This is a genomic window from Streptomyces sp. NPDC104367 (genome assembly GCF_055583825.1).
Genome location: NZ_JBVJND010000041.1, coordinates 24,377 through 46,036, shown reverse-complemented (window position 1 = coordinate 46,036; position 21,660 = coordinate 24,377). Strand labels below are relative to the sequence as shown.

Annotated in this window: 18 protein-coding genes; 8 read left to right on the top strand and 10 right to left on the bottom strand. The window is 74.0% G+C overall.

The genetic code is table 11. The features are described from left to right. Positions 1-73: 73 nt before the first annotated feature. The 4 genes from ACZ619_RS39940 (at position 74) to ACZ619_RS39925 (ending at position 7,252) form a co-directional block, all read left to right on the top strand. Positions 74-1,591, top strand: a complete 1,518-nt coding sequence (locus tag ACZ619_RS39940; RefSeq protein WP_469610122.1) for an FAD-dependent oxidoreductase — start codon at positions 74-76, stop codon at positions 1,589-1,591. A 166-nt stretch (positions 1,592-1,757) separates the two neighbouring features. After that, entirely contained in the window at positions 1,758-4,397 is a 2,640-nt protein-coding gene (locus ACZ619_RS39935) for a CocE/NonD family hydrolase (RefSeq protein ID WP_469610120.1), read from the top strand. Next, the gene (locus ACZ619_RS39930; RefSeq protein WP_469610117.1) at positions 4,394-5,260 is read left to right on the top strand and encodes an ABC transporter permease; all 867 of its coding nucleotides are present in this window, start codon (positions 4,394-4,396) and stop codon (positions 5,258-5,260) included. The genes ACZ619_RS39935 and ACZ619_RS39930 overlap by 4 nt, the downstream gene beginning before the upstream one ends. Positions 5,261-5,317: 57 nt before the next feature. Continuing rightward, positions 5,318-7,252 carry an AMP-dependent synthetase/ligase gene (locus ACZ619_RS39925; protein WP_469610114.1) on the top strand — a complete coding sequence of 645 codons (1,935 nt, stop codon included), beginning with the start codon at positions 5,318-5,320 and terminating at the stop codon, positions 7,250-7,252. Positions 7,253-7,314: 62 nt separating this feature from the next. Here the strand turns inward: ACZ619_RS39925 and ACZ619_RS39920 are convergent, their stop codons facing one another. Both ACZ619_RS39920 and ACZ619_RS39915 read right to left on the bottom strand, forming a co-directional pair. Continuing rightward, entirely contained in the window at positions 7,315-7,725 is a 411-nt protein-coding gene (locus tag ACZ619_RS39920; RefSeq protein ID WP_469610111.1) for a rodlin, read from the bottom strand. A 230-nt stretch (positions 7,726-7,955) separates the two neighbouring features. Continuing rightward, on the bottom strand, positions 7,956-8,369 hold the full coding sequence (locus tag ACZ619_RS39915) for a rodlin (RefSeq protein ID WP_469610109.1): 414 nt from the start codon (positions 8,367-8,369) through the stop codon (positions 7,956-7,958). A 268-nt stretch (positions 8,370-8,637) separates the two neighbouring features. Between ACZ619_RS39915 and ACZ619_RS39910 the strand changes: the two genes are divergently transcribed. From ACZ619_RS39910 to ACZ619_RS39895, 4 genes are all read left to right on the top strand, one after another. Beyond that, positions 8,638-9,054, top strand: a complete 417-nt coding sequence (locus ACZ619_RS39910) for a rodlin (RefSeq protein WP_469610106.1) — start codon at positions 8,638-8,640, stop codon at positions 9,052-9,054. Between the two features lie 290 nt (positions 9,055-9,344). After that, complete coding sequence (locus ACZ619_RS39905) at positions 9,345-9,572, top strand: chaplin (RefSeq protein WP_469610103.1); 228 nt, start codon at positions 9,345-9,347, stop codon at positions 9,570-9,572. A 117-nt stretch (positions 9,573-9,689) separates the two neighbouring features. Further along, the gene (locus tag ACZ619_RS39900) at positions 9,690-10,736 is read left to right on the top strand and encodes a chaplin family protein (protein ID WP_469610101.1); all 1,047 of its coding nucleotides are present in this window, start codon (positions 9,690-9,692) and stop codon (positions 10,734-10,736) included. 270 nt (positions 10,737-11,006) lie between these two features. Continuing rightward, entirely contained in the window at positions 11,007-12,425 is a 1,419-nt protein-coding gene (locus ACZ619_RS39895; protein WP_469610098.1) for a glycoside hydrolase family 26 protein, read from the top strand. Here the strand turns inward: ACZ619_RS39895 and ACZ619_RS39890 are convergent. From ACZ619_RS39890 to ACZ619_RS39855, 8 genes are read right to left on the bottom strand one after another with little or no spacing between them, the layout of a single operon-like run. Further along, positions 12,422-13,543, bottom strand: a complete 1,122-nt coding sequence (locus ACZ619_RS39890; protein ID WP_469610096.1) for a GNAT family N-acetyltransferase — start codon at positions 13,541-13,543, stop codon at positions 12,422-12,424. The two genes, ACZ619_RS39895 and ACZ619_RS39890, sit on opposite strands and share 4 nt — an antisense overlap. Then, the gene (locus ACZ619_RS39885) at positions 13,540-14,181 is read right to left on the bottom strand and encodes a YveK family protein (protein WP_469610093.1); all 642 of its coding nucleotides are present in this window, start codon (positions 14,179-14,181) and stop codon (positions 13,540-13,542) included. Before ACZ619_RS39885 ends, ACZ619_RS39890 begins: the two co-directional genes overlap by 4 nt. Further along, positions 14,178-15,317 carry a glycosyltransferase gene (locus tag ACZ619_RS39880; protein WP_469610092.1) on the bottom strand — a complete coding sequence of 380 codons (1,140 nt, stop codon included), beginning with the start codon at positions 15,315-15,317 and terminating at the stop codon, positions 14,178-14,180. The genes ACZ619_RS39885 and ACZ619_RS39880 overlap by 4 nt, the downstream gene beginning before the upstream one ends. Then, the gene (locus ACZ619_RS39875) at positions 15,318-16,073 is read right to left on the bottom strand and encodes a polysaccharide deacetylase family protein (protein ID WP_469610089.1); all 756 of its coding nucleotides are present in this window, start codon (positions 16,071-16,073) and stop codon (positions 15,318-15,320) included. It abuts the gene before it with no gap. After that, on the bottom strand, positions 16,057-17,787 hold the full coding sequence (gene murJ / locus ACZ619_RS39870) for a murein biosynthesis integral membrane protein MurJ (protein WP_469610087.1): 1,731 nt from the start codon (positions 17,785-17,787) through the stop codon (positions 16,057-16,059). The genes ACZ619_RS39875 and murJ overlap by 17 nt, the downstream gene beginning before the upstream one ends. Further along, positions 17,784-19,079 carry an O-antigen ligase family protein gene (locus ACZ619_RS39865; protein WP_469610084.1) on the bottom strand — a complete coding sequence of 432 codons (1,296 nt, stop codon included), beginning with the start codon at positions 19,077-19,079 and terminating at the stop codon, positions 17,784-17,786. Before ACZ619_RS39865 ends, murJ begins: the two co-directional genes overlap by 4 nt. A gap of 2 nt (positions 19,080-19,081) precedes the next feature. After that, entirely contained in the window at positions 19,082-20,515 is a 1,434-nt protein-coding gene (locus tag ACZ619_RS39860) for an exopolysaccharide biosynthesis polyprenyl glycosylphosphotransferase (RefSeq protein ID WP_469610082.1), read from the bottom strand. Beyond that, positions 20,512-21,651, bottom strand: coding sequence for a glycosyltransferase (locus ACZ619_RS39855; protein WP_469610080.1), 1,140 nt, complete (start codon positions 21,649-21,651; stop codon positions 20,512-20,514). Before ACZ619_RS39855 ends, ACZ619_RS39860 begins: the two co-directional genes overlap by 4 nt. Between the last annotated feature and the right edge of the window lie 9 nt (positions 21,652-21,660).

The window sequence follows — 21,660 nt, the reverse complement described above, 5'->3', positions numbered from 1 at the left end:
AGGTTTGCGTTCCTTACGAAGGAGGACTACGTTCTTAAGAAATGAATCCGACTCTTATTTTAGGGGTGTGCCCATGGCTGGGACGACCGTACTGATCGTCGGCGCCGGTCCTACCGGGCTGGTGCTGGCCTGCGCACTGGCCCGGGACAAGATCCCGTGCCGGCTCGTCGAGGCCGCCCCCGGCCCCCGGCCCGGATCGCGGGGCAAGGGCGTACAGCCCCGCAGCCTCGAAGTGTTCGACGATCTCGGAGTCGTCGACCGTGTGCTCGCGAACGGCCGCGCGGACATGCGGATCCGCTCGACCGCCGCCGACGGACAGGTGAGCTTCGGCGGCGCGAAGCCGCAGGCGGCCCGCCCCGACATCCCCTACGCCACGCCCTTGATCACTCCTCAGTGGCGGGTCGAGGAGGCGCTGCGGGCGCGGCTGACCGAACTCGGCGTGACCGTCGAGTTCGGAACCGCCCTCGAAAGCTTCGAGCAGTCACCCGACGCCGTCGTGGCGAAGGTCGTCAGGGACGGAACGGCCGAGACGGTCACCGCGCACTGGCTGGTCGGCTGCGACGGAGGCCGCAGCACCGTCCGCGGACAGGCGGGCATCTCCTTCGACGGCGAGACCCGCGAGGAGGTCCGGATGATCGTCGCCGACCTGGGCGCCGACGGCCTGGAGCGTGACGACTGGCACATGTGGTGGCACGCGGAGGGCCTCGTGGGCCTCTGCCCCCTGCCCTCGACCGGCGACTTCCAGTACCAGGCGAGCATCGCGCCGGGTCAGGACCCCGGGACGGGCCTGGCCGACCTCCAGGCGATCCTGGAGCGGCGCAGCGGCCGGACGGACATCCGTCTCAACGCTCCGCACTGGTCGACCCTGTGGCGCGCCAACGTCCGTCTCGCCGACCGCTACCGCGAGCGCCGGGTGTTCCTCGCCGGCGACGCGGCACACGTGCACGCGCCCGCCGGCGGACAGGGCATGAACACCGGTATGCAGGACGCCTACAACCTCGGCTGGAAGCTCGCGGCGGTCGAGCGGGGAGCCCCGGCCGCCCTCCTGGACACCTACGAGGCGGAACGGCGTCCGGTGGCGACCGGGGTCCTACGACTCTCCGACGCCCGTCTCGAACAGGCCATCGGGCAGAAGAACGTCCCCATCCACTCCGACGCGCGTACCCGGCAGCTGGGTGTCGGGTACCGCGGCTCCGTACTGGCACGTGACGACCGTGGCGAGGCGGCGTCGCTCCGCGCGGGTGACCGGGCCCCGGACGCGACCGGCCTCATGACGGCCGAGGGTGAGAGGCGCCTGTTCGACCTCGTACGGGGCGGCCACTTCACGCTGCTGGACTTCGGCACCGCGCCCGTGGCCCCGGCGGCCCCCGCGGCCGGTCTCAGGACACTCCGTGTCGTCGCCGGACCGGCCGGGCCGGACGACATCGCCGACACCGCGGGTCACCTCGCCGGCGCCTACGGCGCGACCGACGCCACGCTCGTGCTGATCCGCCCGGACGGGTACGTCGCCGTGCTCTCCGACACCGGTGACGTCACGGCGGTGGCCGACTGGCTCGCGTCCGCCGGCGGGACCGTCCCGGCACCGGCATGACGCGAGGGGCGCACCGCCCGGCCCCTTCGGGCGGGACTCCGGGGCCGGGCCGTCCCGGTGTACCGCGTCCGAAGTACGTGGTGGCGGGGGTGTAGTCCTCCGGGATGGGCGTCGGTTCAGCCCACCGTCTGCATCGGACGGCCGTCCCGCCCCGTAACGTTGAAGCATGGATCTTCGACCTCCCGGCCTACGAGCCCTGCTGCGGCGGCCGCGACGGCTTCTGTCCGCCGCGGCCGCCGTCGTCGTGCTCGTAGGCGCCGGTACCTGGCAGGCCGTCGCCTCCGACGGCCCGGCCCCGGTGCACCGTTCCGACAAGGTGATGGCCGTGGACGGGGTGCGCCTGGACACCTCGTACTTCACCACCGCCGGCACCGGCCGACGCCCCGCCGTCCTGCTCGCCCACGGCTTCGGCGGCAGCAAGGACGACATGCGCCAGGAAGCCGAGTCCCTCGCCCGCGACGGCTACGCGGTCCTGACCTGGTCCGCCCGCGGCTTCGGCAGATCCACCGGGAAGATCGGCCTCAACGACCCGAAGGGCGAGGTCGCCGACGTCTCCCGGCTCATCGACTGGCTCGCCGAGCAGCCCCAGGTCGAGCTGGACAAGGCCGGCGACCCGCGCGTCGGCATGGCCGGCGGCTCCTACGGCGGCGCGATCTCCCTGCTCGCCGCCGCCTACGACGACCGCGTGGACGCCATCGCCCCGTCCATCACCTACTGGGACCTCGCCGACGCCCTGTTCCCGGACGGCGTGTTCAAGAAGCTCTGGGCCGGCATCTTCGTCAACTCCGGTGGCGGCTGCGCCAAGTTCCAGAGCGAGCTGTGCGCGATGTACGACCGGGTCGCCGAGTCGGGCGAGCCGGACGCGGCCGCGGTCAAGCTCCTCCAGGAGCGGTCCCCGTCCGCCGTCGGCGACCGCATCAAGGTGCCGACCCTGCTCTTCCAGGGCCAGACCGACTCCCTCTTCACGCTCGCCCAGTCCGACGCCGCCGCGAAGGCGATCAAGGCCAACGGCGCCCCCGTCGACGTCGACTGGATCGCCGGCGGCCACGACGGCGGCGACATGGAGACCAGCCGCGTCCAGGCCCGGGTCACCTCCTGGTTCGACCGCTACCTGAAGGGCGACAAGGCCACCGACATCGGCCCGGCCTTCCGGGTCACCCGCACCGGAGGCGTCGACTCCACCGACGGCGCCACCCAGCTGCGCGGCGCGACCTCGGACCGCTACCCCGGCCTGGGAGACGACCGGAAGTCCGTCGCCCTGACCGGCTCCGCGCAGCGCGTCGAGAACCCGGCCGGCGCCAGCCCGCCCGGCGTCTCCGCGCTCCCCGGCATCGGCAGCGGCCTCTCCCAGCTCTCCAGCCTGGGCGTCGGCGTCTCGCTCGACTTCGCCGGCCAGTACGCCCGCTTCGAGTCCGCCCCCGTCACCGACGACCTGCGGATCACCGGCTCACCCACCGTCACCGTGCACGCCACCTCCACCAGCGACGACGTCGTGCTCTTCGGCAAGGTGTACGACGTCGGCCCGGACGGCTCCCAGGTGCTGCCCTCCCAGCTGGTCGCCCCGATCCGCGTCGAGGGAGCGAAGTCCGGCAAGGACGTCACCATCACCCTCCCCGCCGTCGACCACGAGGTGCAGAAGGGCCACCGGCTCCGCCTGGTCCTCGCCTCCACCGACCTCGGCTACGCCTCCCCGGCCGCCCCGGCCACCTACACGGTCTCCCTCAAGGGCGCCCTGAGCGTGCCGACGGCCCCCGAGGTGGACACCGCCGCCACCTCCCTGCCGTCCTGGGTGTGGTGGCTGCCGGTGGCCGGCGCCCTGGTCGCGCTGGCCCTGCTGCTCACCGGCCGCCGCCGTACGGCGGGCCCGGCGCCCGACCCGGAGTCGGCCGAGGTCCCGCTGCGGATCACGGACCTGAGCAAGCGCTACGCGGGCTCGACCGACCGCTACGCGGTCCGCGACCTGTCCTTCACCGTGGAGAAGGGCCAGGTCCTGGGCCTCCTCGGGCCGAACGGCGCGGGCAAGACCACCACCCTGCGCATGCTGATGGGCCTGATCAAGCCGGACGGCGGCGAGATCCGCGTCTTCGGCCACGCCATCCGCCCCGGCGCCCCCGTGCTCTCCCGGGTCGGTGCCTTCGTGGAGGGCGCGGGCTTCCTGCCGCACCTCTCCGGCCGGGAGAACCTGGAGCTGTACTGGCGGGCCACCGGCCGCCCGCCCGGGGACGCGCACCTCGACGAGGCCCTGGAGATCGCGGGCCTCGGCGACGCGCTGGCCCGCGCGGTCCGCACCTACTCGCAGGGCATGCGCCAGCGCCTCGCCATCGCGCAGGCCATGCTCGGCCTGCCGGACCTGCTCATCCTCGACGAACCGACCAACGGACTCGACCCGCCGCAGATCCGCGAGATGCGCGAGGTGATGATCCGCTACGCGGCCGCCGGCCGTACCGTGATCGTCTCCAGCCATCTCCTCGCCGAGGTCGAGCAGTCCTGCACCCACCTGGTGGTGATGGACCGCGGCCGGCTGGTCCAGGCCGGTCCGGTCGCCGAGATCGTCGGCTCCGGCGACACCCTCCTCGTCGGCACCGGCGTGCCGGTGGAGGAACCGGTCGTGGAGAAGGTCGCGGCGCTGCCCGGCGTCGCCTCCGTGACCGGCACGGACGACGGGCTCCTCGTCCGCCTGGAGCCCGGCGGCAGCGCCCCGCGCCTGGTCGCCGAACTCGTCCGGCTCGACGTGCCCGTGGCGTCGGTGGGCCCGCACCGCCGCCTGGAAGACGCCTTCCTGACCCTGATCGGAGGTTCCGCATGAGCAGCGCGCTCACCGAGGAGACCGCGGTCGCCTCCGGCTACCGGGCGGGCCGCACCCTGCCGTTGCGCGTCGAGCTGGTCCGCCAGCTGGGGCGCCGCCGCACCCTGGTGATGGGCGGCGTCCTGGCCGCCCTGCCGTTCGTGCTCGTGATCGCGTTCGCGGTCGGCGGGCAGCCGGGCGGACGCAACAGCTCGGTCAGCCTGATGGACACGGCCACCGCGTCCGCCGCCAACTTCGCCGCGGTCAACCTGTTCGTGTCGTCGGGCTTCCTGCTGATCATCCCGGTCGCCCTGTTCTGCGGGGACACGGTCGCCTCGGAGGCCGGCTGGTCCTCCCTGCGCTACCTGCTCGCGGCGCCCGTGCCGAGGATGCGCCTGCTGTGGTCCAAGCTGGTCGTCGCGCTCGGCCTGAGCCTGGCCGCGATGCTCCTGCTGCCCCTGGTCGCGCTGGTCGTCGGCACCGTCGCCTACGGCTGGGGCCCGCTCCAGATCCCCACCGGCGGCACGCTCGGCACCGGCACCGCGCTGCAGAGCCTGCTGATCGTCGTCTCGTACATCTTCCTGTCCCAACTGGTCACCGCCGGACTCGCGTTCTGGCTGTCCACGAAGACCGACGCCCCTCTCGGCGCGGTCGGCGGCGCGGTCGGCCTGACCATCGTCGGCAACGTCCTGGACGCCGTCACCGCCCTCGGCCACTGGCGCGACTTCCTGCCCGCGCACTGGCAGTACGCCTGGGCGGACGCCGTACAGGCACACCCCGAGTGGTCCGGCATGATCCAGGGCACCGTGGTCTCGGTGACCTACGCCCTGGTCCTGTTCGCCCTGGCCTTCCGGGGGTTCGCCCGCAAGGACGTGGTGTCCTAGGCGCCGGCCCGGTCCAGCCCATTGACCAATCCTTACTTCTGAGTAAGTTGACGGCCCATGGGCGTACGCAGTGATCTCAGACGGGCCCGCCGACGGACCGACCTGGCCGACCGGGGCAAGATCGAAGTCATCAGGGACGCCGACGGCGTCGTACGGGAGGTGCGCCGGGAGCCCCTCGCGCCGCCGCTCACCACCGGCTCCCTGGCCGACCTCCCGTACACCAACGCGGCCGGGGCGCCGGACGCCACGGCCTTCCGGCGCGGCGACGGCACGGTCACCGCGGCCGGTTTCGCCGCCCAGGTGACCTCGGTCGCCAAGGGCCTCATCGGCGCCGGCCTGGCCGTGGGCGACCGGGTGGCGGTCATGTCCCGCACCCGCTACGAGTGGACGGTCCTCGACTTCGCGATCTGGGCGGCCGGCGGTGTGACCGTCCCGGTCTACCCCACCTCCTCCGCCGACCAGGTGGAGTGGATCGTCAGGGACTCCGGCGCGGCCCACGTCGTCACGGAGACCCCCGACAACACCGCCACCGTCACCACCGGCACCGCCGCCCACGACCGGCCCCCGCGCGTCTGGGAGATCGCCCCGGCACCGGGGGCCGGCGCGGCGGGCGGCGCGCTCGCCGAGCTCACCGCGCTCGGCCGGGACGTCCCCGACGAGGAGGTGGCCAAGCGCCGCGGCGCCCTCACCCCCGACACGGTCGCCACCGTCTGCTACACCTCCGGAACCACCGGCCGGCCCAAGGGCTGCGTCCTCACCCACGCCAACCTGCACGCCGAGGCCGCCAACACGGTCGAGCTGCTGCACCCGGTCTTCCAGGCGGTCACCGGCCGGACCGCCTCCACCCTGCTCTTCCTCCCGCTCGCCCACATCCTGGGCCGCACGCTCCAGATCGCGTGCCTGATGGGCCGTATCGAGATGGGCCACTTCCCGAGCGTGAAGCCCGACGAACTGCGGCCCGCGCTCAGGGAGTTCCGGCCGACGTTCCTGGTCGGGGTGCCGTACCTCTTCGAGAAGATCCACGACACCGGCCGGGCGACGGCCGAACGGATCGGCCGGGCCGCCTCCTTCGACCGCGCCGAGCGGATCGGGGTGCGGTTCGCCGAGGCGTACCTCGGCCGCTTCCTCGGCACCGGGAAGGGCCCCGGACCGGGACTGTACGCCGCGTGGGCGCTGTACGACCTGCTGGTCTACCGCCGTATCCGCAGGGAGCTCGGCGGCCGGATGCGGTACGCCATCAGCGGCGGCTCCCCGCTCGACCGGGACCTCAACCTGTTCTTCCACGCGGCCGGGATCGTCGTCTACGAGGGCTACGGCCTGACCGAGACCAGCGCGGCCGCCACCATCGTGCCGCCGCTGGCACCCCGGCCCGGCACGGTCGGACAGCCCGTCCCGGGCACGGCGGTCCGGATCGCCGCCGACGGCGAGGTGCTGATCAAGGGGCCGGTGGTCTTCGGGTCCTACTGGCACAACCCGGCCGCCACCGCCGAAGTCCTCCCGGACGACGGCTGGTTCGCCACCGGCGACCTCGGCGCGCTCGACGCCGACGGCTATCTGACGATCACCGGCCGCAAGAAGGACATCCTGGTCACCTCCGGCGGCAAGAACGTCTCCCCGGCCGTCCTGGAGGACCGGCTGCGCAGCCGCTCACCCGTCGGCCAGTGCCTGGTCGTCGGCGACAACCGGCCCTTCGTCGCCGCCCTGATCACCCTCGACCCGGAGGCGGTCGCCCACTGGCTGTCGGTGCGGAAGCTGCCGCCGGACACCCCGTTGTCCGAGCTGGTGCGCGACGAGCGGATACGCGCCGAGGTGCAGAAGGCCGTCGACCACGCCAACCAGGCGGTCTCCCGCGCCGAGTCGATCCGCTCCTTCGCCCTGGTCGAGGGCGAGTTCACCGAGGACAACGGGCTGCTCACACCGTCCCTGAAGGTCAAGCGGCACGCGGTGAGCGCCCGTTACGCCGAGCAGATCGAGGCGCTGTACCACCCGTAGGCACGACAAAGGCGGCGGGCCACCGGAGGAACCGGTGACCCGCCGCCCGCGGAGCGTCCGGCTCAGCTGTTGCCGGCGCCGTTGGCCGACAGGGCCGAGATGTCGTCCAGGACGTGCGACAGCGGCTCGTCGCCCTTGGCCTGGGTGGAGTTGTCGGCGCACTGCTGGTTCTGCGGCGCGGAGAGGACCGGCACGTCCTGCACGAGACCGACGGCGGCCAGGCCGACCAGGCCCTGGAGGTTCGCCTTGACCGGGAGGCCGATGCACGGCTTGTTCAGCGTGTCCTCGACCAGCGACTGCTGCGGGCTCATGTCGCCGAACGTGGCCGAGTTGCCGAACGCCTCCGAGGCGCCGACGCCGCTGGCCGAGGTGGTGCCGTTGTCGTTGCCGGTCGCCAGGGCCTGGGGGGCGGCCGTGGCGGCGAAGCCGGCGACGGTGGCGGCGACAGCGGCGGTTGCCCACAGCTTCTTCATGTTCGTTCCCTTCGAAAGGCGGACTCCGGGGAGGAGCTGCGTGATCATCAACGGGGCGATCCCCGCCGGGGTTGCGTGCTTTGCCCCGATCGGAGTAGCGCAGTCCGATCAGTCGACAAGCGCCCCTCCGTACGGCGGGTGAGCCGGAGAAAAACGCAGGCCGGCGGGTCGCCGAGAAGTCGGCGGCCCGCCGGCCGAGGGGCCCGGAAGGGGCCCGGTGCGCGTCCGGACTACTTGTTGCCGGTGCCGTTGGCCGCGAGAACGGCGATGTCGTCCAGGATGTGCGACAGCGGCTCGTCGCCCTTGGCCTGGGTGGAGTTCTCGACACACTGCTGGTTCTGCGGGGCCGAGAGGATCGGCACGTCCTGCAGGACGCCGACGGCGGCGACGCCGACCAGGCCCTGGAGGTTGAGCTTCGCGGGCAGGCCGATGCAGGGCTTGTTGAGCGAGCCCTGGATGAGCGCCATCTGCGGGCTCATGTTGCCGTACGTGGCGGAGTTGCCGAACGCCTGCGAGGCGCCGACGCCGCTGGCCGAGGTGGTGCCGTGGTCGTTGCCGGTGGCCAGGGCCGGCGTGGCGGCCGCAGCCGTGGCGCCGACGACGGACGCTGCGACAGCGGCGGCGGCCAGAACCTTCTTGATCACTTTCAATTCCCTTCGGAAGAAACCCCGTCCACCGGAGCACGCTGGTCAACTCCCCGCGGTCCGATTGGTTGCTCACCTTCACTCCAATGGCCCACAGGGCGGTTTATCCACGGGGCCGCGGCCGGCCTGGGAACGACGTGAATTCCGGGCCGACAATCGGTCCGTTCGGGTGACGTACCGCGTCCCTGCCGCAACCATTCCGGGCGCAGCCGGTTGATGCCGGACAGGAACGTCCGTCTTGGCCATGGGCCGGGAAAGGAATAGCGAAATGCTGAAGAAGGCAATGGCTGCGGCGGCGGTCGCCGTGTCCGTCGTGGGTGTGTCGGCGGCGGTCGCCCCCCAGGCGCTTGCCACCGGCAACGACCAGGGCACCACCTCCGCCAGCGGCGTCGGCGCCCAGGAGGCGTTCGGCAACCAGGTGACCGGGGGCAACCTGAGCCCGCAGTCCACCCTGGTGGGCGACTCGCTCAACAAGCTCTGCGTCGGTCTGCCCGCGAAGGTGAACGCCCAGGGCATCCTCGGCGTCATCGCCGCCGTCGGTGTGGCCCAGGACGTGCCGGTCCTGTCCGCCCCGCAGAACCAGCAGTGCGCCGAGAACTCCACCCAGGCCAAGGGTGACGAGCCGCTGTCGCACCTGCTGAGCGACATCTCGGCGCTCTCGGCGAACGGTGTCGCCAACCAGTAGTCCGGTTCGCGTAAGGTCCGCTCGGGCGGCGTGTGTTTCACACGGCGTCCGGGCGGCTTTCGTCGTCCTCCCCCTTTCCTGCGCGGGGGCTTTCTGGAGAAGCGTTTCCCCTCTGTTTGCGTCAATTCTGTGAAGGCGTTCGAGTGAATTACCCGACGGCGCGCGTTCCGTAGTTTCTTCGGCTGTCTATTCCTCGTTCTACAGCCTGCCGGTCATGGTGCGAGCCATCCATGCTGTGCTCGCTCGGTTTCGGCCGTCACTCGGGCATGACCGCAGAGAAGGGAAACTTCATGAAGAAGACCGCAGCTGTCGTGGTCGGCGCGCTCCTGGCCCTGGGCGGTGCCGCCCCGGCCTTCGCCGACGCCGGCGCCAACGGTGCCGCCGTGGGCTCCCCGGGCGTGCTGTCCGGCAATGTGATCGAGGTCCCGGTCCACGTCCCGGTCAACCTCTGCGGTGACTCGGTCGACGTCATCGGGCTGCTGAACCCGGCGCTCGGCAACGGGTGCGCCAACGTCTGACGACGTCGTTCAGCGCACCAGCCACGGCTGTGTCACGGCCGGCCTCGGACCGTCGATCCTTCGAATCTGCGTTCCGGGGCCGGCCTTCCCACTTCTCCCAGCAGGAAGACAACGAGATTGCGACCGACCCTCAGCAGGGGAATGTTCGCGGCCGCCGCCGCGACGAGCATTCTGTCCCTTTACGGCAGTCCCGCTTTCGCCGACTCCGACGCGACCGGAGCCGCCGCCGGCTCGCCGGGCGTCCTGTCCGGCAACAACATCCAGGCCCCGGTGAACGTGCCGGTCAACATCTGCGGCAACTCCGTCGATGTGATCGCCGCGTTGAACCCGACCTTCGGCAACTCCTGTGCGAACGTCTCGCACTCCGACGAGCGCACCGGCGGCCGGGAGGAGGAGAAGTCCTACGGCGACTCCTCCGAGTACGGTGACTCGGGCCACGGCGACACCGGCCACGGCGACACCGGCTACGGAGACACCGGTTACGGCGACACCGGCTACGGCTCCGGTGACCACGAGGCCCACCCCCGCCCCTTCACCGTCGACTCCGGGGAGCACGGCGGCAGCGGCACCCACGAGCACCCGCGGCCGTACGGCGAGGACACCCCGCACTCCTACGGGGACGACACTCCGCCCGCGTACGGCGGTGAGGAGAGCACTCCGCCCGCGTACGGCGGTGAGGAGAGCACCCCGCCTGCATACGGCGGTGAGGAGAGCACTCCGCCCGCGTACGGCGGTGAGGAGAGCACTCCGCCCGCGTACGGCGGTGAGGAGAGCACCCCACCCCCGTACGGCGGCGAGAGCTCACCCCCCTGCTCGGAGACCCCGCCCCCGAGCCACACGCCTCCCACCGGCCACACCCCGCCGCCGAGCCACACTCCGCCGCCCGGTCACACCCCGCCCCCGACCCACACACCCCCGCCGAGTCACACACCTCCCACCGGCCACACCCCGCCGCCGAGCCACACCCCGCCCCCGCCGCACACGCCTCCGCCCGGCGGTTGGCACCACGGGCCGCCGCCCGGCGGTGAGCACCACGGGCCGCCGCCGTCCCTGCCGCACACCGGCAGCGAGGCGATGATCGCGACCTCGGCCGCGAGCGCCGCCCTGATCGCGGGCGGCACGATCCTGTACCGCCGGGGCCGGGCCGCGTCCCGTCGGCCGTAGTACCCGAGGGCACACGAAGTCGGGTGCCGGACGCCCCAAACGCCCGGCACCCACCCCCCGTCAGCTTGTCATCGCGGCCCGTGCCGACTCCCGTCGCCCCGCCGGACCCCGGCGCGGGGTTCTCCGCCACGAACGCCTGCCCAGGCCGGTTCCCCTGCCTCCGTTCACCCGTGCGGCCGGTCGGAGAACCCGAAAGCCGCAACCTCGGTGGCGGAGGTCATATTGATGTGACTGAGTGTCAGTAACTGGCACTCAGTCAAAGGAGCAGGCATGGCTCCACAGCAGCGAACGCGGCCCGGGTCCCGGTCGTGTCGCCCCGCCGTGGTCGCGGTCGCCGTCGCTGTCGCCGTCGCCTCGGCGACCCTGGCGGCCGGCCCGGGATTCGCCGCGGACGCGGGGGCGGCGCGGGCCACCGGCACACCGGCTCCGACACCCACGACGTCCGTCCCGGCGTCGGCGGCGCCCCTGCCCGTACCGGCGAGTCCCACGCCCGTACCGGCCGGTCAGGCCCCGGCCCCGGCCGCCGGTCAGGCGCCCCCGGCCTTCGGCGCCTTCCTCGACTCCGGTCCGCTGGGTGTGGCCCGCATGGCCCAGCTGAGCACCTGGCTGGGCGGTACCGAGCTGAAGGTCGCGCACACCTACCTGCCCGGCGACCGCTGGCGCAACATCGAGGGCGCCCCCGGCTTCCTGGACGTCTGGGCGCACTGGCGGCGGGAGAAGGCCGGCCGGACGCTCGTCCTCAACGTGCCCATGCAGGAGCGCAACGAGGACCACGTCGGCGACGACGAGGTCCGCAGGCTGCTGCGGGAGGGCGCGGACGGGCAGTTCGACCACCACTTCCGGGCCCTGGCCGAGCGGCTGGTGGAGCTCAACGTGCCGGACACCGTCATCGTCCTCGGCTGGGAGATGAACGGCACCACGTACACCCACCGCTGCGGGCCGGACCCGGAGACCTGGAAGAAGTACTGGAACCGGATCGTCACCACCATGCGCGCGGTGCCGGGCCAGAGGTTCCGGTTCGACTTCACGCCGAGCCGGGGCCGCGACGCCGTGCCGTGGACGCAGTGCTATCCCGGGGACGACACCGTCGACATCGTCGGCATGGATTCCTACGACCAGCCGACCGGCCTCTCCTTCGACGAACAGGTGCGTGAGCCCTACGGGCTGCAACAGCACGTGGATTTCGCGAAGGCCCACGGAAAACCCGTCTCCTATCCGGAGTGGGGGCTCTTCCGCAACGGTGACAACACCGAGTACATGCGGCGGATGCTCGCCTGGATGGACGAGCACAAGCCGCTGTACAACACCCTGACCGACTACTGCCCGCACGGTGTCTGGCAGTGCTCGGCCAACCCGCGCTCGTCGCGGATCTACCGCACAGCCCTCTTCGGCCGCACCGAGACCGCGCCCCCCACACCGCCCCCCACACCGACCCCGACGCCGACTCCCACTCCGAGCCCGAGTCCGACTCCGAGTCAGACTCCGGTTCCCGCACCGAAGCCGGCGTCCACACCCACACCCACGCCCACGCCCAAGCCCACACCGAAGCCCGTGCCCACGCCCGTGCCCACCCCCGTCACCACGCCCCCGGCCGGCTGCGTGCCGGTGGACCTGGGCGACTGGGTCGAGTACTGGCTCGGCGGGAAGCTCTGCGTCCGCCTGGACTGGTGGTCGCGCACCGGACGCTAGTGGCGCCGGTGCTCCTTCCACCGGAGCAGCACCCCCTTCGCCCGCTGCCGGGCGGCGGCTTCGCACAACGCCGCCGCCAGCAGCGGTGCGGTGCGCCGGCGGGCGAGCAGCAGCCGCTGGTTGACCACCGGCCGCGGCCGCCAGTGGTGCTTGTACGGCTCGTCGCCGCGCAGCAGGCTCAGCGCGCCCCGCTCACCGGCACCGGTGTGCTGGGCACAGGCGTCCAGGAGCATCACCGCCACGTCCGCCTTCTGCTCCCGCAGCCGCGGATGCGCCCCGTACAGATAGCCGCCGGCCAGGCTCGGCGACAGCAGGGTCAGATCGACGGCGACCACCTCGTCGTCGAGCCGGAACTCGGTGACGACCGCGTCCCCGGAGCGCACCATCGGGCCCACCGCGCGCACCAGGTGGTCGCGGAACCGGGGCTGGAGGTGCTCGGTGGTCACCTTCCGCCCCTGCCACTGGAGCCGGTGCAGTTCGAGCAGGCGGCCCAGCGCCGCGTCGACCCCGTCGACGGGCACGGCGTCCCGGCGCACCCCCAGCGAGCCCAGTCTGCGCAGCTTGGCACGGACCCGCTGCTGGGCCTTGGCCGAGGGCAGCCGGGCGACCAACTCGTCCATCGGGACGGCCGGCAGCTCCAGGCACAGCGAGTCGGCCACCTTCCGGCGCGGGCCGTCCCAGTGGTCGTAGACCCGCTCCACCGCGCTGCCGGGACGCACCTCGCGGAAGTCGATCAGCGCGGTCCGGGCCGCGTCGGACAGCTCCCGGGTGAGCGCGTCGACGACCCGGCCGTCGTCGGAGTCGGCGAGCAGCACGTCCGCGTAGTCCGAGATCGCGCCGCCCATCGGCACCAGCGCGGGCAGCGGCCGGCGCGCCAGCATCAGCGGGGCCGCGCCGACCAGTTCGGTGCCGTGGCGCACCAGGACCAGGCGGAGCAGGCCCCGGCCGCCGTAGGAGCGCCACCAGGAGTGCAGCCAGGCGTGGCTCTGGAACGGGGTGGCCGTGGAGCACCGCCGGTACAGGCGGCCCCAGGCGGGGGCCAGCCCGGCGAAGGCGGCCTCGTCGGTGACGAGTTCGGTGGTGTACGCGGCGAGTGTCGGGTGGGCCGTCGTGGTCACAGCTGTCCGTGTACGTCGGCGGCGAGAGCCGGACCGGGCACGGACGCCTGTGCCGTCGCCCCGGCCGGGCGGCGCCGGGGCCGGACGAGGAGCGCCAGGGCGCCCAGCAGGCCGCCTGCGCTCGCGCCCACCAGGCCGGTCACCTGCGCCGACGCCGAGGCCGGCGCGGTCGGCTTCAGGGCGCGGGAGAACTGGAGCAGTTCGACATGGGTGTCGCCCTTGGTGTCGTTGGCGTGCTGGGTGAGCGAGCGGGCCACCGCGTTGGCCATGTCGGCGGCCCGGTCGGCGCGGGACGAGGTGGCCGAGACCGCGACCATCGGCGCGTCCGGCGAGGTCTCCGCGCGCACGCTGTCGCGCAGCGTGTTCATCGGCACCCCGGCCCACACCTGCGCGTCCCCGAGCACCGCGAGCTGGGTGGCGACCCGGCCGTAGGCCTGCGCGAAGCCCTGCGCGGCCGCGGAGTCGGAGCCCTCGGCGGGGACGGCGATGACATAGCTGGTGGCCGTGTAACTGGCCGGCGTGAGCACCCCGTAGGCGCCGCCCAGCAGGCCGCCGGCGAGGACACCGGCGGCCACCAGCGACCAGGGCGGGACCGCACGGGCGGACGGTCGGGATGCTCGGACGGTGTTCTCGGTCATGGCGTACTGACTCCCTGGGATGTGGTGGCGAGTGCGGCCGCGTAGACGTCCATGAGCCGGGCGGCGCTGCGGGTGATGCAGTAGTGACGGGCGGCCTGGGGCGCGGTGCGCGGGCCGGGGCCGGCGGCGCGGACGGCGGCCAGCGCCTCCGCGAAGGCGCCGGCCCCGCCCTCGACCCGGCGGGCGCCCGGGGCGGCGGCGGGCGGCAGGTCCTCGACGGCCGGGCAGGAGCTGTAGAGCACCGGCAGCCCGGCGGCCAGCGCCTCGACGATCGCGAGCCCGAACGCCTCCTCGGCGGAGGGCGAGGCCAGCACGTCCATCGCCGAGGCCAGCGCGGGCAGGTCGGGCTCGGCGGGATCGCCGCGGACGTAGGGCCGCTCGCCGGTGAACACGACCCGGTCGGCCACCCCGGCCGCCCGGGCCGTCCGGCGCAACGCGTCCTCCTGCGCGCCGCCGCCGACCAGCAGCAGGCGGCAGTCGGCGGGCAGCAGGGCCAGCGCCCGGAGGAGGACGTCGAACCGCTTGCCGGGCGCGAGCCGTCCGATGCCCCCGACGACGAAGGCGTCCCGCGGCAGGCCGAGCAGGTCCCGGGTGCGGTGCCGTGCGGCCGGGTCGAAGCGGAACCGCGCCAGGTCGATGCCGTTCGGCACGACCTCGATCCGCGCCCCCGGCACCCCCCACCGGCGCAGCCGCTCGGCGACGGTGGGGGAGACGGCGACCGTGGACCGGCCAAGGCGCTCGCCCGCGAGGTACAACGCCCGCACTCCCGCGGTCAGTTCACGGCCCTCCAGCTGTGAGTCGCCGAGCGAGTGCTCGGTGGCGACCACCGCCCGGACGCCCGCGAGGCGCGCGGCGATCCGGCCGTAGAGACAAGCCCGGTACAGGTGGGTGTGGACGAGGTCGTAGCGGCCCCGGCGGATGATCCGGACCAGGCGGGGCAGCGCGGCCAGGTCCCGGTTCCCGGCCATGCCGAGATGGACCACCCGCACCCCGTCCGCGGCCAGCCCCCGCGCGACCGGCCCGGGGTTGGTGAGCGTGACGACGTCGCAGGAGACCGGCAGGTGCCGCAGCAGCAGCCGGAGCTGCTGCTCCGCCCCGCCGATCCCGAGCCCGGTGATGACGTGCAGTGCCTTCATTCAGAGCCCCTCGACAGGACGGCGGCGCAGCCGGTGCAGCCGGTACTTCAGGAACAGGCGCACCGAGTGGTCGCGCTGGCCGACGTGCACCCGGGGGAGGGCGTGCACGCCGTTCAGCGGCCCGGGGTCGATGGCGCAGGCGTAGCCGTACCCGGCCTTCCGCACGGCGGTCACGGCCCGCCGGTCGACGGTCCCGTACGGGTAGCAGAAGCCGTGGACGGGCGCCTGGACCAGCTCTTCGAGCAGGGCCCGGCTGGTCACGGTCTCCGCCCGGAGCGTGCGGGCGTCGGCCTTGGTCAGATCGACGTGGGAGAGCCCGTGCGAGCCGATCTCCACCCCGCCCGCCGCGGCCCGTCTGATCCCGTCGGCGCTCAGCAGCGGTCTGCGCGGGCCCAGCGGGTCCCAGGCGTTGTCGCCGCCCAGCCGGCCCGTCAGTACGAACAGGGTGGCGCCGCAGCCCCAGCGGTCCAGCAGGGGCAGGGCGTGGTCGAGGAAGTCGGCGTACCCGTCGTCGAAGGTGAGGCCCACCAGCCGGCGGCCGCTGCCGCGCGCCCGGGCGGCGAGCAGATCGGCGACCGACACCCCGCGCAGCCCCCGCCGCCGCAGCCAGCTCAGCTGTTTCTCCAGGCGTGCGGGGCTGACGGTGACGCGGTACGGATCGTCGGAGCAGTCGCCCACCGAGTGGTACATGGCGACCCAGGGAACGTGACCGGAGAGGAGCCCGGCTCTTTCGGCGGACTCAGTGGAAGACGGCATACGCGAGCCTTCGGGTGACGGTGCCTACGGAACGGAGAGCGGGGGCGAAACCCTGGGCGTCCAGGGCCCAGCCGAGCAGGACGAAGACGACGGTCACGGTCGAGCCCCCGGCCAGCAGACCGTTCAGCGGTTGTGCCGGGCGCCCCGCGGCGAACGTGCCGACGACCCCCGCGACGACGGCGGCCCGCACCGGCCGGCTCAGCTCCACGAGCACCCGCCGGGTGCGGATCGGGACGCTGCGCGGGCCCGTGCCGCACAGCAGGAGCACGGCGGTCACGCTGATGCCGGCGGCGTTGGCGGCGGCGATGCCGGTCACGCCGTGGCGGCCGACCGCCAGGGCGCCGATCCAGGAGGTCACCACGATCCCGGCGACCATGGCGGCGACCGGGTACCAGGTCGCGCGGCCGGCCGAGAAGTAGGAGCGGACCAGCACGCCGACCAGGGTCTGCCCGAGCAGCCCGAGCGCGTACACCCGCATCACCCCGGCGGTGGCGGCGGTGTCCGCCGCGGTGAACGCCCCGCGCTGGAACAGCAGGTGGATGAGTTGCGGTGCGCAGGCCACGACCACGGCCGTACCGAGCAGCACCACGCTCGCGGCTATCGAGAGGTCCCGCTCCACCCGGCGCCGGGCCCGTTCGGTGTCGCCCTCGGCCAGCGCCCGGGCCACCACCGGAAAGGTGACGGTGCACAGCATCAGCGACATCGTCATCGGGATCTGCGCGACCTTCTGCGCGTAGTTGAGGTGCGAGATCGCCCCCGAGGGCAGGTGCGAGGCGAGGAACCGCTCGATCAGCACCTGCGACTGCCGGCACAGCGCGAACAGCAGCACGGTGGCCATCAGCACGACGTCCAGGGGGCGCGCCTCGCCCGCGCCGGCGTCCTCCCGGGGCTGCGGCCTGCGCCGCAACTGCCGTACCAGCGAAGGGACCTGGACCGCGACCATCAGGGCGCCGCCGACCGCCACCCCGAACGCGGCCGAGCGCACGCCCCAGCGGCCGCCGAGGGCGAACATCGCCGTGATGATGCCGGCGTTGTAGGCGACGTAGATCGCGGCCGGGGCGAGGAACCGCCGGTGGGCGCGGAGCGCGGCGCTGCAGTACCCGGCCAGGCCGAAGGTCAGCACACAGGTCGCGGTGAGCCGGGTGCAGCCGACGGCGAGCCCGGGGTCGCGCAGCCCGGGCGCCAGCGCCTCGACGAACTGCGGCGCGGCGACGGCGAGCAGCGCGCCGGCGCCCGTGAAGGCGAACGCCAGTTTGGGCAGGGTCCCGGCGACGAGGGCGCGCACGGGGTCCCCGGGCGCGCCCCGGGCCCTGCGGGCGAGGGCCACGCTGAACGCGGGGACCAGCGCGAAGGCCAGCCCGTCCTCGATGAGCAGGGTGGCGGCGAACTCCGGGACCGTCCACGCCACGAGGAACGCGTCGGTGTCCCGGCCGGCCCCGAAGAGCCGGGCGAGGGACTGGTCCCGGATCAGCCCGAGGAGCGCACCGGCGACCGAGAGGGCGGCGGTGACGAGGGCGGCCTTGGCGAGGAACCCGTGCGGCGGCGCCCCGCTCTCGACGCCGGGGCCCCCCGGCCGGGGGCCGGGAACCGCTTGTCCGGGGGTGGTGGGTGGATGCTCGGGGGCGGGGGGCTGTGCTGTGCGCGGCTCTGTGGTGCGGGGGTCGTCGTCGGCTTCGGGGCCCTGGGGACCTCGTACGCCCGGTGGCACGGTCATGGCGCCGTGGCCTCCGCCCCCGCCAGCGCCCACCACGCGACCACCCCGAAGACCACCGCTGTGAGCACCGTCGAGGGCCCCCCGATGTCCGCGTACGCGAAGTCCACGAGCTGCCAGACCAGCAGCCCGCACGCCACCAGGGCGCAGTCGAGACCCGTACCGCCCCGGACCCGCCACCACCCGCGCAGCCCGCGCACCAGCAGCGCCAGCCAGCTGCCCGCCAGGGCGAGCAGCCCGATCAGCCCCTGCTCGCTCAGCACCAGCAGGTACATGTTGTGCGGCGACAGCAGCGGCTGCCTGCGGAACGCGGACCCCGCCCCCTCGGTGTCGCTCCCGGAGGACAGCGCCAGCGACGCGTAGCCGTCCCGGTACTCCGGGAACCTCTTCAACCCGACGCCCGTGAGCGGGTGTTCGCGCCACATCCCGGTCGCCGCCGACCACAGCGTGTACCGGTCGACCACCGACTGGTCCGGCGCGTCGGCGACCTGCCCGATGCTGCTGAGCCGCTCCTGGAGCATCGCCGTACCGACGCCGAAGCCCCCCACCAGCACCACACCGGCCGCGACCGCGACCGCCACCACCCTGAGCGCCTGCCGCAGCCCGGCGAGGACCAGCTGCACTGCGCAGGTCAGCGCGGTCGCGATCCAGGCGCCGCGGCTGAAGGACACGGCCAGCGGCAGCAGCAGCGCGAGCGCGCACCCGGCCGCGGCCACCCGCTGCCGTACCGGCGCGCGCCCCAGCGCCAGTCCGAGCGCGCAGACCAGGCCGAAGGAGACCACCGTCGCCATGCCCATCACGTCCTGCGGCCCGAAGGTGCCGACCGCGCGGATCTCCTCGCCCTGGTACGACGCGCCGGTCCCGGTGAGGTACTGGTGCACGCCGACCGCGCCCTCCCAGCCGGCGATGCCCACGAACGACCAGGCCAGCAGCCGGAAATCGGCCCGGTCCCGGATCAGCAGCAGTACGGCGGCGGGGACCAGCACGAACACCTGGAGGTAGCGGCCGAGCCCGGTCAGCCCGGCCCCCGGCGAGGACGCGCCCATCGCGGCGAGCGCCAGCCCGAGCACCGGCGCGCCCAGCACCACCGCGGCCGTCGGCGACAGCGGCCGGCGCCGCTCCCGCAGCACCCGCACCGCGCAGTAGAGCACCACCAGCGCGGACACCGCGTCCGCCGGTCCCGCCCCGCCCTCCCCGCCGCCTGCGAGCGGCAGCGCGAGGACCGCGGGCACCGCGATCACGGCCAGCACCGGCGGCAGCCGCAGGGACCTGACCTGCGAGAGTGCGAAGCTCATCGTCAGCTCCCCGTCGAGCGCACGAGCGCGGCCGCGGTGCGCAGCAGGATGCAGACGTCCTGCCACAGCGACCAGTCGTCGATGTAGGCGTTGTCGAAGCGGGCCCGGTCCTCGATGGAGGTGTCGCCGCGCAGCCCGTTGACCTGGGCGAGCCCGGTGAGCCCGGTCCGCATCCGGTGACGGGCCGCGTAGCCCGGGTAGGTCTGGCTGAACTGGCCGACGAAGAAGGGCCGTTCGGGGCGCGGGCCGACCAGGCTCATGTCGCCCCACAGCACGTTCCACAGCTGGAGCAGCTCGTCGAGGGAGGTCTGGCGCAGGAAGCGGCAGAAGCGGCTCATCCGGACCTCGCCGGCGACGCTCCACCGGGTGGCGGCCTCGTGCGCGTCGACCGGGCGGTGGGTGCGCAGCTTGAGCAGCGTGAAGGGGCGGCCGCCCTTGCCGATGCGCTCCTGCCGGAAGACGACCCCCGGCCCGTCGGTGACGCGCAGCACCACCGCGCACACCAGCAGCAGCGGGCTGACCAGGACCAGCGCGGTCCCGGACACGACGATGTCGAGGACCCGTTTGCCGACGCTGCCGCGCCGCCGCGCGCCCAGCTCCAGCCGGCGGCAGGAGAACCCGGCGAGCTGCTCGCGCATCTCGTACGCCGGCGAGTCCGCGTCGACCTCCCACACCGCGCAGCCCGACTCGGCCAACGCCCGCAGCAGCGGGCCCTGTTCGGTGCGGACGCCGGGGTGGACGGTGAGGACGGTGCGGACGCCGTTCTGGATGAGGGCCCGCTCGACCTGCTGGCCGCTGGTCAGCACCGGCAGCCCCTCGTGGCCCTCGGGGTGCTCGGCGACCACGCCGACCGGGCGCACTCCGCAGCCCGGGTGGCGCAGCACCGCGGCGGCGACCCGCTGGGCGGTGGCGGCGGGGCCGACGACCAGCGCGGCGCGCGGCCGGCGGAGCAGGTCGCGGCGGCGGCGCCAGTGCACCAGGCCGCGGCCCGCGGCGGCCGCCGCCGCGTGCAGGGCGAAGCCCAGCAGCAGGACCCGCGCGGACAGCGCGCGGTCCGGGTTCCAGGCCGCGACGGCGGCGGCGACGCCCAGCCAGACCACCGCGATCCGGCCGTGGACGGCGGGCAGTTCGTCCAGGACGCCCCGCACCCGCCGGGCGGCCGGCGGGCGCAGCAGTATCGCCCCGGACACCAGCAGGCCGACCAGGATCGGCCGGCGTAGGGCCTCGTCGAGCGCGGCCGCGCCGAGCAGCGCGGCGCACAGGTCGGCGGCGAGCAGCGGCACGGGGGAGGCGGGCCGCGCGGGCGGCCGGCGCAGCGGGAACCGGAAGCCTCCGGCGGGGCGGGCCGGCAGGACCGAGACGGGCGAGTATCCGTGGTCCCGCGGCTGCGCGCCGGGGGACGTGCCGGGGGAGGGGACGGTGCTTTCCGCGGTCACGAGTGGATGGACTCCCTGCACTCGGAGGGCACGAGCGGCCGGCCGCCGAGGAGTTCGCGGTACAGCCCCGCGACCGCCTCCGCCGTGCGCCGCACATCGTGCGTGGACTGGACGTGCCGGCGCCCCCGGTCGCCGAGCGACGCGCGCAGCCCCGGGTCGAGCAGCAGCCCGGCCACGGCGCCGGCCAGTGTGCCGGGCCGCCCGGGCGGGACCAGGCAGCGGCCGGTGTGCGTGGGCGGCAGGCTCTCGCGGGCCCCGTCGACGTCGGTGAGCAGCACCGGCCGGCCGCAGGCCATCGCCTCCAGCGGGGCCAGTGCCATGCCCTCCCAGCGCGAGGGCAGGACCACCAGGTCGGCGGCCCGGTACCAGGGGACGACGTCGGTGACGGCGCCGGCGAACTCGACGCGGGCGGGGGCGAGCCGGCGCAGCGCGTCCCGGTCGGGGCCGTCGCCGACGAGGACCAGCCGGGCGTCCGGCACCCGCCGCAGCACCCCGGGCCAGGCGCGCAGCAGCACGTCCTGGCCCTTCTGCCGGCACAGCCGCCCGACGCAGACCACCAGCGGGGCCCGCGTCTTCGGGGGCCGTCCGTCCGGGGCGAAGCGCTCGGTGTCGATGCCGTTCGGGACGACGGCGTACCGAGCGCGGACGCCGGCGCGTACGCCGGTCGCGCGCTCCGCCTCGCTGACGCACACCACCCGGTGGGCCCAGCGTGCGCCCCGGCGCTCCCACCGCAGGGCCAGCTGGGCGGTGGCGCCGCCGACGGCCTCGAAGGACCAGGCGTGCGGCTGGAACACGGTCGGGATCCGGCCGCGCACGGCGAGCCGTCCGGCGAGGCCCGCCTTGGCACTGTGTGCGTGCACCAGTTCGGGCCGTACCTCTTCGACCAGCCGTCCGAGCCGTCGTACCTCGTCGGGGAGCGCGGGCCCGGGGGAGCGGCCGGCCCGCCACCCGCGTACCTCGGCGCCCAGTTCCCGCGCGCCCTCGGCGAGTTCACCGCCCGGGCAGGCCACCGTGACCCGCAGACCGGCCGCGAGCTGGGCCTTCGTCAGGTCCAGCACGACCCTGGCCACCCCGCCCTCGACGGGTTGTGCCAGGTGGAGGACCCGTGGTCGGGGGCCGGTCGGTGATCTGTGCATGCGCGGTTT

Excerpts from the sequence above, each read along its gene's own strand:
- ACZ619_RS39880 (WP_469610092.1), bottom strand. The coding sequence starts at position 15,317 with ATGAAGGCACTGCACGTCATCACCGGGCTCGGGATCGGCGGGGCGGAG.
- ACZ619_RS39905 (WP_469610103.1), top strand. The coding sequence starts at position 9,345 with ATGAAGAAGACCGCAGCTGTCGTGGTCGGCGCGCTCCTGGCCCTGGGC.
- ACZ619_RS39940 (WP_469610122.1), top strand. The coding sequence starts at position 74 with ATGGCTGGGACGACCGTACTGATCGTCGGCGCCGGTCCTACCGGGCTG.
- ACZ619_RS39920 (WP_469610111.1), bottom strand. The coding sequence starts at position 7,725 with ATGAAGAAGCTGTGGGCAACCGCCGCTGTCGCCGCCACCGTCGCCGGC.
- ACZ619_RS39885 (WP_469610093.1), bottom strand. The coding sequence starts at position 14,181 with ATGACCGAGAACACCGTCCGAGCATCCCGACCGTCCGCCCGTGCGGTC.
- ACZ619_RS39930 (WP_469610117.1), top strand. The coding sequence starts at position 4,394 with ATGAGCAGCGCGCTCACCGAGGAGACCGCGGTCGCCTCCGGCTACCGG.
- ACZ619_RS39865 (WP_469610084.1), bottom strand. The coding sequence starts at position 19,079 with ATGAGCTTCGCACTCTCGCAGGTCAGGTCCCTGCGGCTGCCGCCGGTG.
- ACZ619_RS39910 (WP_469610106.1), top strand. The coding sequence starts at position 8,638 with ATGCTGAAGAAGGCAATGGCTGCGGCGGCGGTCGCCGTGTCCGTCGTG.
- ACZ619_RS39855 (WP_469610080.1), bottom strand. The coding sequence starts at position 21,651 with ATGCACAGATCACCGACCGGCCCCCGACCACGGGTCCTCCACCTGGCA.
- ACZ619_RS39925 (WP_469610114.1), top strand. The coding sequence starts at position 5,318 with ATGGGCGTACGCAGTGATCTCAGACGGGCCCGCCGACGGACCGACCTG.
- ACZ619_RS39935 (WP_469610120.1), top strand. The coding sequence starts at position 1,758 with ATGGATCTTCGACCTCCCGGCCTACGAGCCCTGCTGCGGCGGCCGCGA.
- murJ (WP_469610087.1), bottom strand. The coding sequence starts at position 17,787 with ATGACCGTGCCACCGGGCGTACGAGGTCCCCAGGGCCCCGAAGCCGAC.
- ACZ619_RS39895 (WP_469610098.1), top strand. The coding sequence starts at position 11,007 with ATGGCTCCACAGCAGCGAACGCGGCCCGGGTCCCGGTCGTGTCGCCCC.
- ACZ619_RS39875 (WP_469610089.1), bottom strand. The coding sequence starts at position 16,073 with ATGCCGTCTTCCACTGAGTCCGCCGAAAGAGCCGGGCTCCTCTCCGGT.